Genomic DNA, 13,358 nt, shown 5'->3' with positions numbered 1-13,358 from the left:
GTTTTGGAAAAAGTAGTGAGAAAAAAATTAAATATACCGAAACAAACAGACTGGAATAGTAAATATGTAAACAACGCTCATAAATGGGGCACTAGGGCTCTTATCGTTTCTTATATAATTGTTACGCTGATATGTGCTACTTTAAATCCTATTTATATTAGTAATTTACCCATTTTATTTTTAATAACCTTATACTGCTTTCAATCATATATGGAATGGAAATTTGATAAAGAATCGAGGGAATATGTCATTTCTTTAGGAACGGTTCCGTTATTAATAATAACAGGAATTATGCTTAATCTTTTCTTTTATAGATATTGGATTTAAGTATATATGGAATGAATGGGGAGACAAAATGAAAATGCCTAAATTACGTGCTGAAGCAATGATTGTAAATAAAGATCATTCTAAAGTACTAGTACAATGTGATTTAAGTGAAACATTTTATCGTTTTCCAGGAGGCTCTATTGAATTTGGGGAACCAGCAAAAGAAGCGATAATACGAGAATTAATGGAAGAATACGATTTGAAAATTGATGTCCAAGAGCTAGCTGTTGTAAATGAGCGTATTTTCGAGTGGAACAACGAAAAAGGACATCATTGTACATTGATACATTGGGGAACTGTTCAAGAGATGGTTACAAATGAAATAAGGCATAAAGAACATGAGAATATTATATTAATATGGATGAGCATAGAGGAATTAAAGGAGAAGCCAACATATCCTGAAGGAATTGTAAGTTATTTAGAAGAGAATAACCATAATATAGTCCACTTTGTTTCTAAAAATATATAAAGTAATTGGAGGGATAACAATGGATACCTCTACAATTTTAATTATTATTATTGGACTGGGTATAGGTGGTTACTTTTTAGAACAGTTTTTAAGAAGAAAATTAAATATGGAGAAAAGAGGCTTCTTTGGATATAAGCATGTGAATAGTTTACATGTAAAATTAGAAATAGGTCTTATTATTATTTATGTAATAAGTAGTTGTTATTATATGTTTAAATTTGAAAACGCTAAAATGGCTCATGTCATGTTCACTTATTTAGGGATATCATGGACTTTAAGAGCATGGATGGAATGGAAATATGATAGAAAATCAAAAGAATATATACTTTCGATAACGGGAATGGTTTCTTTTATATTGATGCTCTCGATACTATTTTATTTCGTTCCACCTGCTGTATAATTAAAAATTTGATTATAAATAATGAGATAACTAATAAATAAGAAACCATTTACTGCTAAATGGTTTCTTATTTAATTTAAACATTTAATTTCGCTAATACGGATTTAATGAAATTTGTTTTATCCTCTGCATATTGATGTTTATCATTAGGATTAGCTTTTGAAAGTTGAATCTTCAACTGTTCATACTGTATACGAGCAGTCTTATTGTCTATTAAGTAATCTCGAAATTGTAATTGTTCTATTAAATGTTTATTCCTTTGTTCATACATATGAATTTGATGAGTTCTTGGTTCACCTTTATTAAAATAATATCTTTCGGGTAATACATCCTTTCTATATTTATAATTTAATAGTTCTAACTTTTGAATACATTTTAAACCGTCTTTATAATCTTCTAGTTCGATTGCAATATCAATAATTGGCTTTGCACTTAAATGCGGAATAGCAGTACTGCCAATATGGTGTATGGCTAAAATATGTTCGCCAATTTGTTTCTCAATGAATTGTTTCTCTTTCATAAACTCAAATTCCCATTCCTCAGTCCACGGAACTAAAAATACTTTCCCGTACGGTAAACCTAGCATTTGTTTAGCACCTCTTTCAAAATGGTTTTCAATAAAGGTAATTATATTTTCTTAAAGCTTCTCAAAACAAGATATTCCCACAATCTCCAAGGAAGAATTTTTCTTGCTAAGATCATAAATTTTACACCTTTTCCAATTGGGTATCGTAATGTTGTGCGCTTAGCTTCAGCAATATCAACGACTTTTTTAGCAACATCTATCGGATTACCAAATGTATCACTACCGCTATTAATATGTTTTTGTATTTTATCCATATATTCTTTGTAAGGAGATGTTGTATCAGATTGGTTTTCAGCTAGTTGTTTACCAACCTCCCATATATTTGTGTTGTAAGAACCAGGTTCAATTAAAGCGACATCTATTTCGAAAGGTTTTACTTCTAAGCGAAGCGATTCACTCCAGCCTTCTAATGCATATTTTGAAGATACATAAGGAGATAAACCAGGGAATCCAACTTGGCCGCTAATGCTGCTTATATTAATGATTTTTCCACTTCTTTGTTTTCTCATATACGGTAAGACAAGCTGGGTAATTGATATAGCTCCAAATAGGTTCGTTTCAAATTGTTTACGGTATTCCTCTACTGGAATTTCTTCTACAAAGCCGCCATTTGCATATCCTGCATTATTAACAAGAAGGTCTACTTTTTGTATTTCTTTTAAAAATAATTGGAAATTATGTATAGAATTTTGATCTGTTACATCTAATTGTTGAACTTTTATATTTTGTTGTAAGTTAAGTTGAGTAACTTGGGATAGTAAGGTTCCTTGTTTTTCAAGGTTTCGCATTGTAGCGATAACTAAATAATCTTTTTTTGCGAGTTCGAGTGTAGTTAATAGTCCAAATCCACTTGAGGCTCCAGTAATTATTGCGATTTTTTTATTCATTTTTCGCCAGCTTTCTTTTTCTTTTATCATAACGAGTTATGATAAGAAAATCTATTATTCTTACATTCATTATGAAATCAATTTGTATGTAAAAAAAGGGGATTATAGGGAATCAGCGTATATAGAGTAGTGTATATTAATATGATAATGAAATGAGGGAAGAAAAATGGTCCATGTAAAAGCTGTATTAGCAGATCAGCTATTAGCGAATGCAAATGATCCCAGTTGGTATATGCCATTTTCAGATGCAGTTAAGGATTTATCTGAGAGGGAAGCTTTCTGGAAACCGAATGAAGAGAGTAATAGTATAGCTGAAATCGTACAACATTTACTGTATTGGAACTCTACGTGGCAAACTAGGTATAAAGAATCAAATGTGAATGCAGTACCCGCTATAGGAGATAATAACAAAAGTTTTATGCTCTCAGATAATCAAACTTTCGATGAATTACGGGAAAAACTACTAGAAAAACTGTTACAATGGCAAAATCTCATAAATGAAGAAAAGGTTGAAAGTGATGTAGTGGGATTTCCTGTTTCTGCAAAGTGGTGGGAAGTGCTAGCGAATGTAACAACTCATAATGCATATCATATTGGTCAAATTATTTACATCCGAAAATTACAGAAGAGCTTTGATAATGAATAAAGTAACAATTCTCTTATTAAGGGAACAAAAGTGGACAAAACGAGACAAACGTCTCATTTTGTCCACTTTTTTATTGTTAAAAGATAGAGAAAACCTATTAAAACAAGGATTCGAAATTGGCACAATACTTGCAATATAAAAGGCGAACAAGAAAATAGGAGGGCTGGACATGTTAAAAACAACTGAAAGTAAAGGGAATGAAATTACGAAAGAACAAGCTCGTTGGATGTACGAAAAAATGTTAGAAATTCGTAAGTTTGAAGATAAGGTGCATGAATTGTTCGCGCAAGGCGTTTTGCCAGGTTTCGTTCATTTATACGCAGGTGAAGAAGCGGTAGCAGTTGGTGTATGTGCCCACTTAACAGATAGTGACAGTATTACAAGTACACATAGAGGTCATGGACATTGTATCGCAAAAGGTTGTGATTTAAATGGTATGATGGCTGAACTTTTCGGGAAAGCGACAGGATTATGTAAAGGTAAAGGCGGTTCCATGCATATTGCCGATTTAGATAAAGGAATGCTTGGTGCGAATGGCATTGTAGGCGGGGGTTTCCCACTTGCTTGCGGTTCAGCATTAACAGCTAAATATAGAGGAACAAAAGATGTAAGTGTTTGCTTCTTCGGTGACGGAGCAAATAATGAAGGAACATTCCATGAAGGGGTTAATTTAGCGGCGATTTGGAAGTTACCAGTTATTTTTATTGCAGAAAATAACGGTTACGGTGAAGCAACTACATTTGAATATGCTTCAAGTTGTGATTCTATCGCTGATCGCGCAAAAGCTTATAATATTCCAGGTGTTCAAGTAGATGGAAAAGATCTTCTAGCTGTATATAAAGCTGCTGCAGAAGCAGTTGAACGTGCGCGTAATGGTGATGGTCCAACAATTATTGAATGTATGACATATCGTAATTATGGTCATTTCGAAGGTGAAGCGCAAACATATAAAACATCAGAAGAAAAAGAAGAACATTTAAACGAAAAAGATGCAATTGTGAATTTCCGTAAGCATTTAATTCATGAAGGTTTATTAACAGAATCTGAACTTGTTGATATGGAAAAAGCAGTAGATGATGCAGTACAAAGATCCATTGAATTTAGTGAAAATAGTCCATACCCAGACGATGAAGAATTATTAAAAGATGTATACGTTTCTTACAAATAAGAGGAGGGTGAAAAATTATGACTAGAACAGTAAGTATGTCAACTGCAATTAATGAAGCGATGAAAATCTCAATGCGTCGTGATGAAAATGTAATTTTAATAGGTGAAGATGTTGCAGGCGGTGCACAAGTTGATCACCTGCAAGATGATGAAGCTTGGGGTGGTGTTCTTGGTGTTACGAAAGGACTTGTACAAGAGTTTGGCCGAAATCGTATATTGGATACACCAATTTCTGAAGCGGGTTATATGGGAGCTGCGATGGCAGCTGCTGCAACTGGGTTACGTCCGATAGCTGAGTTAATGTTTAATGATTTTATCGGTAGTTGTCTTGACCAAGTATTAAACCAAGGTGCGAAATTCCGTTATATGTTTGGAGGTAAAGCAAAAGTACCCGTTACAGTACGTACGATGCATGGCGCTGGTTTTAGTGCAGCAGCTCAACATTCACAAAGTTTGTACGCATTATTTACGAGCATACCAGGTATTAAAGTTGTTGTTCCTTCCACACCGTATGATGCAAAAGGCTTATTATTAGCGGCAATTGAAGATGATGATCCAGTAATCTTCTTTGAGGATAAAACACTTTACAATATGAAAGGTGAAGTGCCAGAAGGATACTATACAATTCCATTAGGAAAAGCAGATATTAAACGGGAAGGTTCTGATGTAACAATTGTCGCAATCGGAAAGCAAGTTCATACAGCGCTTGCAGCTGCAAAGCAATTATCGAAAAAGGGGCTTGAAGTAGAAGTAATTGATCCACGATCTTTATCACCACTTGATGAAGATACTATTTTATCATCTGTTGAAAAAACAAATCGTCTTATCGTCATTGACGAAGCGAATCCTAGATGTAGTATTGCAACAGATATTGCGGCAATTGTAGCGGATAAAGGTTTTGATTTGTTAGATGCACCTATTAAACGAATTACAGCACCACATACACCCGTTCCGTTCTCACCACCACTTGAAAAGTTGTATTTGCCAACACCAGAAAAAGTAATTGAAACTGTATCAGAGATGATCGGAGACCAATCTTTATTACATGTGTAATAAAACGATGAGAAGGGAGAGAGAGACATGGCTGTAGAAGTTGTAATGCCGAAGTTAGGTATGGCGATGAAAGAAGGTATTATTACGAGCTGGAATATTAAAGCAGGCGATAATGTAGCAAAAGGAGAACTAATTGCTAGTATTAATTCAGAAAAAATTGAAACGGAAATTGAAGCGCCAGCTGATGGTACAGTACTTGATATAGCTGTAAGTGAAGATGAAGGAGTGCCGCCTGGTACTGTAATTTGCTACATCGGTAAACCGAATGAAAAGGTAGAAATGCAGGAAAGCACACATGTTGTAGAAGAAAAAACATCTAATATAGAAGTACAAAATGTACAAAATCAAGAAGCAAATGGGAAAGAAGTATCGAAGCAAAGAATTAAAATTTCACCTGTAGCCAAGAAAATTGCAAAGTCTGAAAATCTGGATATCAAGGCATTAGTTGGTACAGGTCCTGGCGGAAGGATTACAAAGGCAGATGTATTAAAAGCACTTGAGGTAAGAGTAAACGTTCCGGAAATATCTGAACAAGAAGAAAGTAACGTGATTCCTGTTACTGGTATGCGTAAAGCGATCGCAAATCGTATGCACGCAAGCTTACAAAATAGCGCACAATTAACGTTAACGATGAAAGTAGATGTAACAGATTTAGTTGCTTTACATAAAGAAATAGCGAAAGTTGTACAAAAAAGAGATGATAATAAATTAACCATTACGGATTTTGTCTCGCGTGCTGCTGTATTAGCACTTGGAGAGCATAAAGAAATGAACAGCGCTTATATAGATGATGCAATTCATCAATTTGAACATGTGCATTTAGGCATGGCAGTCGCATTAGAAAAAGGGTTAATCGTTCCAGCTATTCGCTTTGCAAATAATTTATCTTTAGTAGAATTGTCTAAAGAGATTAAGAATGTGGCACAAAAGGCGCGAGCAGGTAGCTTAAGTAGTGATGATATGCACGGAACGACATTTACAATTAGTAATTTAGGTAGCTTTGGTATTGAATATTTCACACCGGTATTAAATACACCTGAGACTGGCATTTTAGGTATTGGCGCAATTGAACATGTTCCTGTATATAAAGGGAAAAAATTAAAAAAAGGTAGTATGTTACCTTTAAGTTTAACATTCGATCATCGTGTACTAGACGGTGCACCAGCAGCTGCATTTTTACGCACAATTAAACATTATTTAGAAGAACCTATAACAATTCTTTTATAAAGAGAAGGTGAGAGAATGAGTAAACTAGTTGTAATTGGAGGCGGACCAGCTGGCTATGTAGCAGCAATTACCGCGGCTCAAAATGGCAAAGATGTCACTCTTATTGATGAAGCTGACCTTGGCGGAACATGTTTAAATGTTGGGTGTATGCCGACGAAATCACTGTTAGAAAGTGCTGAAGTACATGACATTGTGAGAAAAGCGAATGATTATGGAGTTATGCTTAATACAGGAAGTATATCAATTGATTGGGATCAAATACAGGCGAGAAAATCACAAATCGTAATGCAACTCGTCCAAGGAATACAATATTTAATGAAGAAAAATAAAATTAAAGTTGTAAAAGGAAAAGCGAAATTCGAAACGGATCATCGTGTGCGAGTTGTACAAGGAAATAAAGAAGAAGTAGTTGATGGAGAGAGCTTTATTATCGCATCTGGTTCCGAACCTACAGAATTACCATTCGCTCCGTTCGATGGAAAATGGATTTTAAATAGTAGCCATGCCATGTCTCTTGAGAGTGTACCATCTTCATTGTTAATCGTTGGCGGTGGTGTAATAGGATGTGAGTTTGCAAGTATTTATAGTAGACTTGGCACAAAAGTATCGATAGTTGAAATGGCACCGCAATTACTACCTGGTGAAGATGAAGATATCGCGAATACTTTAAGAGAGAAATTAGAAAAAGATGGTGTGAAAATTTTTACGGGAGCAGTTTTAAAAGGATTAAATAACTATAAGAAGCAAGCTTCATTTGAGTACGAGGGAATTACTCACGAAGTAACTCCAGAATTTGTTCTTGTTTCTGTAGGAAGAAAACCACGAGTGCAACAATTAGGATTAGAAAAGGCAGGGGTTCTGTTTTCAAATAAAGGGATTGCTGTGAATGAACATATGCAAACGAACGTATCGCATATTTACGCAGCTGGTGATGTAATCGGTGGAATTCAGCTTGCTCACGTTGCCTTCCATGAAGGAACGACAGCAGCATTACACGCAAGCGGAGAAGACGTGAAAGTAAATTATCACGCTGTGCCCCGTTGTATATACACAGCTCCAGAAATAGCTAGTGTCGGGTTAAGTGAAAAAGGTGCAAGAGAACAATATGGTGATATTCTCATCGGAGAATTTCCTTTTACAGCGAACGGAAAAGCTCTTATTTTAGGAGAACAAGTAGGTAAAGTAAAAGTCATTGTAGAACCTAAATACCAAGAAATTGTAGGGATTTCTATTATCGGTCCTCATGCAACTGAACTTATTGGTCAAGGAACCGTAATGATTCATACAGAAGTTACCGCTGATATAATGAGAGATTATATTGCAGCACATCCAACTTTATCTGAGGCGATTCATGAAGCGTTAATGCAAGCAGTAGGACATGCTGTACATGCTTAAATAGAAATATGATAAACCACTATTCTCTAAATGAAAGAGAGAATAGTGGTTTGAATTTTTATAGAAGAAATTAAATATCTTATTACTATTTAATTTCAATCGCTGAAGTAATATCGTTCCAATCAGCAGCTAAATTAGCAGTTTTACCGTACCAATCAGCATGTTTAAATAAAACGCCTTTTCCATATCCTTGTGTTGAAGTGTGCTCCCAAAGTGTAGTTGAATAACTTGCAGAAGGTGACGCTGTACTTACAGAAGAAATTCTGTCATTCCAGCTAGATGGTAAGTTTTTAAAGCCGCTACTCCAGTAAATATATTGTCCACCTTTATCTTTATGTTCATAAAAATCAGTACTACCAGCACCGCTACCTAAAGGATTAATTTTATTTTTAATTGCTTTTTTATCCTTTTCAATATACGCATCTAATGTTTCACGGCTAGTAAAACCATAAGCTAGCCAATCTCCATTTTCATTTTGCTCTGGTAATACCATAGTAATTTGGATATCTTTCTTATCCTGCTCACTTAATTTTGCAAATGAATTAACATTTTGTTCATCCACTTTTAAATAATCAAATGACTTAATTGTGTTACTTTTTTCTTCAGCACTTACCGCACCTAGTCCTCCAGTTAGTGCAAAACCCGCTACTAATGTCCCTGCTACTAATTTCTTCAACATATAACCATTCCTTTTTGTTTGAATTTTTGTACAGGTGAATCTTGTACAGCTAAAATGTATTCTAATTTTATACTTTTGTAAATATTCTGAAGTTTTAGAAATAATAGGCGGAATATTTACAGTTTTACATTTTTTCTTTAGAAAGAATGGTTATTGGAATGATATAATAAGTGGATATATTGTTTTTACTGGATGTAAAGATGTTTTAGGAGAGGTGTCATTGAAATATTTTACAAGAGATTGGTATAAAGAAATGCAAGTTTTAGAATTTGTAAGTTTTATAGATTCTATAAAAGAATGGTCGGAAATGGATATAGAAAGTTTAAAGGAGGAAATTGAGAAAAGGAAAATAGATTTATTAAAGTTCCTTCCTGAATCGATATACTCAATTATACAAAACATCACAACTAATTCAGAATACCCATCAGGTGAACTGAAAAAACGTATGCGAAAGTGGTCAACAGATTATGAGAAAAGAGTGGCACAATTAGATCAATCATACGTAGAATATTTTAATTCCATTGAGAAAAAACTTCCGTCAAATGTCGTTCAGTTACACAAGACATCATTACACGACAGTGTAATTAAAGTAGTAAAGAGAAAGTCAGAAGATACTTTGTCTATCGTATTAGATTGCAGTGGTACTTTTAGTGAATTTGATAAACTTGAAGTAACCTTTATAGGAGTAACAAAGTGTTCTATGCCGGAAAACTTTGAAAATGCTTGGTGGTTATATCATGAAATAGCTCTTACTGAAGATGGTTTTGAACTAGGTGTTTTATTCGACTGTCCATTTAGAGAAGTGACGATTTGTGCGACAGATGTATTACTTGTGAAGAAATAATTTTTTATGGAGCATTACAAACGTTTGACATAATAAAAAAATAAAGTTATTGTAGATACATGAAGTCTACAATAGGGGCTGTACTATGAAATATTCTAAAGCTACAAATTATGCTCTTCATACAATGCTTTTTCTGGCAAAGGCTACACCAAATAAGTTAGTTAGTGTTCACCAATTAGCAGAAATGCAAAATGTTTCACCAACGTACTTGTCTAAAATACTAACTAAGTTGACGAAGGAAGGGATGATACATTCATCATCTGGTCCAAAGGGAGGTTACTCGCTTAGTAAGAATTGGGAAGATATTTCATTTTTAGATATTATACATGCAATTGAAGGTAAAACATCATTGTTTGAATGTTGTTTACATGACAAACCGGGATGTTTAATTAATGAAGTAATGCTTGCAGCAGAAGAGAAAATGGAAGAAGAGTTACGAAATCAAAAAATCGTAGATCTTGCGAAAAAAATAAAAGTGGATTTTTAATCTGCTTTTATTTTTAAATTAATTAAGGATAAAAAGGCTCTTTAATATCTTTAATTGTAGTTAGAAAATGATATGAAGAAGGAGAGAAGATGATGACTAAATTTTGGAATGATCGATATAAATCAGATGAATATTTTTACGGGGAAGAACCTAATACATTTATTAAAGAACAAGCATTTCGTTTAGCAAATCACGATAAAGTAATAGCTTTCGCGGAGGGAGAAGGTAGAAATGCTGTATTTCTAGCAAGACAAGGGAACGAAGTAACAGCTATTGATTATTCGGAAGATGGATTAGAGAAGACAAAAAAATTGGCAGAGAAGCATAACGTAAACGTGCATACAAAAAAAGTAGATTTATTAGCTGATAGTTTGCCAGAAAATGAATATGATGCAGCAATTATGGTATTTGGACATTTTCATGATGATTATAAAAAAATGATATTAGGTAAAATGATACAAACAATAAAGCCTGGTGGTTTAATTATGTTTGAAGTTTACTCAAAAAAACAAATAAACTATGGTACTGGTGGACCAAAAGATGTTGATATGCTGTATGATCCAATTGATATCCTTACTTGGTGTGAAGAACATAAGGTAATTCATTTCTTTAATGGCGAACAAGAGCGAATTGAAGGGAAAGGGCACACTGGTTTAGCTGATGTTATTCAAGTTGTTATTAGAAAATGAATATAAGTGTTAATGAAAGTTAAATGTATGAATGTAAAAGACCAGTCATGTAAGACTGGTCTTTCTATTTAGATACTAAATTATCAAGCTTCCAATATGTATCTGTTAACGGCGCTGCTTTGCTATCTATGTATAAATACATATTATTTAAATCTTTTGGTGAAGTTTTCAGTTCAAATACAACGTCAGTAGTTAAAGAGAACTCGTGTGGAACATTTTTATAGTGCTCGTCATCTATCGGATGAGCTTCACCTTCATATTTCTCACCAGTTTTTTCATCTTGTATGAAATATTTTATTTCCGAAAGATCAATAGTTTGTCCATCGTCTCGAACATTATTAATCATAACACGAGTAGTAAGGCGCCGCTCTTTGTCTATTTTTTCAAACTTTGCATTCTCAACTGTCGCTCTATAGTATTCGTTTTTAACTATTTCTCCATAGTGCATTGCATTCTTTTCGAGAGCGCTCTTTTCTTGTTTTGATGTAGTATTGCTATTACATCCTGTTAATATTCCAGTAAATAATAATGCTGTACATGTCGTTTTGATTAATGATTTCATAGTAATCCCTTTCTGTATTAAAAAGTAAAACATAGGAATAATTTTACATCAATAGGAAGGTAAATAGAAGTGTTTTTGCGTAATATACAGATATACATTTATTTGGTTGTCAAGTTAACAGGATAGAAAGAGGAAGAAGACTGTATAAAACGGAATAAATAAGAATTGAAAATATTGTAAAACGGAAGAGGCATGCATATAATTAAAATAAAGTTTAAGTTTCTGAACTTTCAATAACGGTGGTGATAACATGTTTACTGAAGAACGTCGAGAGAAAATTTTAGAACGACTTAATACAGATGGAAGAGTAATAGCAAAGGATCTTGCGGAAAGATTTGATATGTCTATTGATTCTATAAGAAGAGATTTGTCTATTATGGAAAAGGATGGTTTATTAAAAAGAACGCACGGAGGTGCAATTGAACTTACGCGAGTGAGAAACTTAGCTGCGGAACCAACTAAACGTTATAGTGATAGCTCAATATATGAGGACACAATTGCAAGAGTTGCGGTATCTTATATACAAGAAGGTGATTCAATTTTTATTGGCGGGGCTCCCGTTCATAATGCGATGCTGAAATATTTACCGGAAGTATCATTTACGGTTATTACGAATTCTATAGAAATAGCTGGTTATCTACGAGAATATAAGAATATTGATACGTATTTAATTGGCGGAAAAGTAAAACCTTCAGGGAATATTACTGATACACTTGCCTCTGAATTGATAAGTAGATTTTCTATTGATCTTTATTTCTCCACAGGTGGAGGCATTTCATTACAAGGTATTAGTACTGCAACACCTGAAGTTGCTTATTTTAGTAAAAGAGTAAGTGAAATTGCTAGAAGAAATATTTGTTTAGTTCCGCATAATAAACTTGGAATAGATTGTTTTATAAGAGGAGAGTCTCTAAAAGAAATTGACATTATTATAACTGACGAAGAGGCTAGTAAAGAAACTGTTCAGGACTTTGAGAACCAAGGTAAACAAGTTGTAATAGCACCATTATATTTATTTGAAAGGAGTTTGACATGATTGTAAAAGAGCAAGAGTTTTATATAAATGGATTAACTTATGCAATTCGTTCTGCAGCTGAGAAAGATGCTGAGCAGTTATCAAAAATTAGAGTTCAGATTGATGGAGAAACTGAAAATATGGATAGAGATGCTGGAGAGGGATTTATAGATGACCTAGGGTTTCAAAAAATAATAAAAACAGATAGTGAAGAGACTAAGAATCTCTTTTTAGTTGCAGAAGTGCACAATCGAATCGTTGGATTTTCAAGATGTGAAGGATCAAATTTTAAGAGATTATCTCATAAAGTGGAGTTTGGCGTTTGCATTTTAAAAGAGTTTTGGGGATATAGAATGGGGAAGAGCCTATTACAACAATCTATTAAATGGGCTGACGAAAATGCAGTAAATAAAATATCTTTACAAGTATTAGAGACAAACGAGAAAGCTATTCATCTTTATAAAAAATTAGGTTTTGAAGTAGAAGGCGTTTTGAAAAATGACAAAAGACTATCGGACGGAAAGTATTATAATACGGTAGTGATGGGAAGGTTTACTGATACTTTTCATAAAAGAGGTGAAGAAGTATGTTTTACAGAAGGAAGTACTATGTAGTGAAAAATGAATTCATAGAAGTATTTAATGATCATTTCAATAACACGAACTTACCTAATCAATTAAAGCATGGTTCTAGGCTAATAGGACGCTGGATGAAAGATAATAAGAATGGTACGTCTGAAGTATTTGCCATATGGGAATATGATAGTTATGAACAGTATAATGAAATAGAATCGAAAATTAGAAGTGACGAGAGGCATATTAAAGGAATACATGAATGGTATGAAAACCATGGCGGGAAAGAATATGTTTTACAGGAGTACATAGTAGAGATGAAAAATGAAGAGTTAGTATGTACTGTAAAGTAA

General features: G+C 33.7%; 19 protein-coding genes. 15 read left to right on the top strand and 4 right to left on the bottom strand.

What is annotated here, in order from left to right; translation table 11 throughout:
• Positions 1–3 precede the first annotated feature (3 nt).
• The 3 genes from ACS2QP_RS07485 to ACS2QP_RS07475 are packed head-to-tail and all read left to right on the top strand — an operon-like array spanning position 4 to position 1,196.
• Positions 4–327, top strand: a complete 324-nt coding sequence (locus ACS2QP_RS07485) for a DUF4181 domain-containing protein (protein WP_002197847.1) — start codon at positions 4–6, stop codon at positions 325–327.
• Positions 328–355: 28 nt separating this feature from the next.
• Positions 356–796 carry an NUDIX domain-containing protein gene (locus ACS2QP_RS07480; protein ID WP_438882279.1) on the top strand — a complete coding sequence of 147 codons (441 nt, stop codon included), beginning with the start codon at positions 356–358 and terminating at the stop codon, positions 794–796.
• Between the two features lie 19 nt (positions 797–815).
• Positions 816–1,196 carry a DUF4181 domain-containing protein gene (locus tag ACS2QP_RS07475; protein ID WP_000381557.1) on the top strand — a complete coding sequence of 127 codons (381 nt, stop codon included), beginning with the start codon at positions 816–818 and terminating at the stop codon, positions 1,194–1,196.
• A 76-nt stretch (positions 1,197–1,272) separates the two neighbouring features.
• On the opposite strand, the gene ACS2QP_RS07470 is transcribed toward ACS2QP_RS07475, so the two are convergent.
• Positions 1,273–1,782, bottom strand: a complete 510-nt coding sequence (locus tag ACS2QP_RS07470; protein WP_000901197.1) for a GrpB family protein — start codon at positions 1,780–1,782, stop codon at positions 1,273–1,275.
• Positions 1,783–1,823: 41 nt separating this feature from the next.
• A complete protein-coding gene (locus ACS2QP_RS07465) occupies positions 1,824–2,669 on the bottom strand; it encodes an oxidoreductase (RefSeq protein WP_438882328.1) in 846 nt (281 codons plus the stop codon).
• A gap of 166 nt (positions 2,670–2,835) precedes the next feature.
• Here ACS2QP_RS07465 and ACS2QP_RS07460 point away from each other — a divergent pair, with 166 nt between their 5' ends.
• The 6 genes from ACS2QP_RS07460 to lpdA are packed head-to-tail and all read left to right on the top strand — an operon-like array spanning position 2,836 to position 8,157.
• On the top strand, positions 2,836–3,315 hold the full coding sequence (locus ACS2QP_RS07460; protein ID WP_000233778.1) for a DinB family protein: 480 nt from the start codon (positions 2,836–2,838) through the stop codon (positions 3,313–3,315).
• Positions 3,308–3,454 (top strand): hypothetical protein, encoded by a 147-nt coding sequence (locus tag ACS2QP_RS07455; RefSeq protein WP_162900592.1) that lies wholly within the window; start codon positions 3,308–3,310, stop codon positions 3,452–3,454. Before ACS2QP_RS07460 ends, ACS2QP_RS07455 begins: the two co-directional genes overlap by 8 nt.
• A 30-nt stretch (positions 3,455–3,484) precedes the next feature.
• Complete coding sequence (acoA, locus tag ACS2QP_RS07450; RefSeq protein WP_078420820.1) at positions 3,485–4,483, top strand: acetoin:2,6-dichlorophenolindophenol oxidoreductase subunit alpha; 999 nt, start codon at positions 3,485–3,487, stop codon at positions 4,481–4,483.
• A gap of 17 nt (positions 4,484–4,500) precedes the next feature.
• Positions 4,501–5,535: an acetoin:2,6-dichlorophenolindophenol oxidoreductase subunit beta gene (acoB, locus tag ACS2QP_RS07445; protein WP_000198898.1), complete on the top strand. Its 1,035-nt coding sequence runs from the start codon at positions 4,501–4,503 to the stop codon at positions 5,533–5,535.
• 27 nt (positions 5,536–5,562) lie between these two features.
• Complete coding sequence (locus tag ACS2QP_RS07440; protein WP_000257774.1) at positions 5,563–6,762, top strand: dihydrolipoamide acetyltransferase family protein; 1,200 nt, start codon at positions 5,563–5,565, stop codon at positions 6,760–6,762.
• A gap of 15 nt (positions 6,763–6,777) precedes the next feature.
• On the top strand, positions 6,778–8,157 hold the full coding sequence (lpdA, locus tag ACS2QP_RS07435) for a dihydrolipoyl dehydrogenase (RefSeq protein ID WP_438882278.1): 1,380 nt from the start codon (positions 6,778–6,780) through the stop codon (positions 8,155–8,157).
• Positions 8,158–8,242: 85 nt separating this feature from the next.
• Here the strand turns inward: lpdA and ACS2QP_RS07430 are convergent, their stop codons facing one another.
• On the bottom strand, positions 8,243–8,836 hold the full coding sequence (locus ACS2QP_RS07430; protein WP_000914443.1) for a hypothetical protein: 594 nt from the start codon (positions 8,834–8,836) through the stop codon (positions 8,243–8,245).
• 220 nt (positions 8,837–9,056) lie between these two features.
• On the opposite strand from ACS2QP_RS07430, the gene ACS2QP_RS07425 reads away from it, so the two are divergent.
• The 3 genes from ACS2QP_RS07425 to ACS2QP_RS07415 all read left to right on the top strand — a co-directional run bounded on the left by ACS2QP_RS07425 (position 9,057) and on the right by ACS2QP_RS07415 (position 10,856).
• The gene (locus ACS2QP_RS07425; RefSeq protein ID WP_139365824.1) at positions 9,057–9,680 is read left to right on the top strand and encodes a DUF4085 domain-containing protein; all 624 of its coding nucleotides are present in this window, start codon (positions 9,057–9,059) and stop codon (positions 9,678–9,680) included.
• Positions 9,681–9,765: 85 nt separating this feature from the next.
• The gene (locus ACS2QP_RS07420) at positions 9,766–10,167 is read left to right on the top strand and encodes an Rrf2 family transcriptional regulator (RefSeq protein ID WP_000877650.1); all 402 of its coding nucleotides are present in this window, start codon (positions 9,766–9,768) and stop codon (positions 10,165–10,167) included.
• Between the two features lie 89 nt (positions 10,168–10,256).
• Entirely contained in the window at positions 10,257–10,856 is a 600-nt protein-coding gene (locus ACS2QP_RS07415; protein WP_002178251.1) for a class I SAM-dependent methyltransferase, read from the top strand.
• 64 nt (positions 10,857–10,920) lie between these two features.
• Here the strand turns inward: ACS2QP_RS07415 and ACS2QP_RS07410 are convergent, their stop codons facing one another.
• Complete coding sequence (locus tag ACS2QP_RS07410; protein WP_000838466.1) at positions 10,921–11,418, bottom strand: hypothetical protein; 498 nt, start codon at positions 11,416–11,418, stop codon at positions 10,921–10,923.
• Positions 11,419–11,668: 250 nt separating this feature from the next.
• On the opposite strand from ACS2QP_RS07410, the gene ACS2QP_RS07405 reads away from it, so the two are divergent.
• The 3 genes from ACS2QP_RS07405 to ACS2QP_RS07395 are packed head-to-tail and all read left to right on the top strand — an operon-like array spanning position 11,669 to position 13,358.
• Positions 11,669–12,454: a DeoR/GlpR family DNA-binding transcription regulator gene (locus ACS2QP_RS07405; RefSeq protein WP_438882277.1), complete on the top strand. Its 786-nt coding sequence runs from the start codon at positions 11,669–11,671 to the stop codon at positions 12,452–12,454.
• The gene (locus tag ACS2QP_RS07400; protein WP_438882276.1) at positions 12,451–13,047 is read left to right on the top strand and encodes a GNAT family N-acetyltransferase; all 597 of its coding nucleotides are present in this window, start codon (positions 12,451–12,453) and stop codon (positions 13,045–13,047) included. Before ACS2QP_RS07405 ends, ACS2QP_RS07400 begins: the two co-directional genes overlap by 4 nt.
• Positions 13,020–13,358: an NIPSNAP family protein gene (locus tag ACS2QP_RS07395; protein WP_000499992.1), complete on the top strand. Its 339-nt coding sequence runs from the start codon at positions 13,020–13,022 to the stop codon at positions 13,356–13,358. Before ACS2QP_RS07400 ends, ACS2QP_RS07395 begins: the two co-directional genes overlap by 28 nt.

The organism is Bacillus cereus group sp. Bce019 (assembly GCF_051781745.1).
GTDB classification, from domain to species: Bacteria; Bacillota; Bacilli; order Bacillales; family Bacillaceae_G; genus Bacillus_A; species Bacillus_A cereus.
The sequence above is the reverse complement of the archived record's forward strand: the minus strand, read 5'-3'. Positions and strand labels throughout refer to the sequence as shown.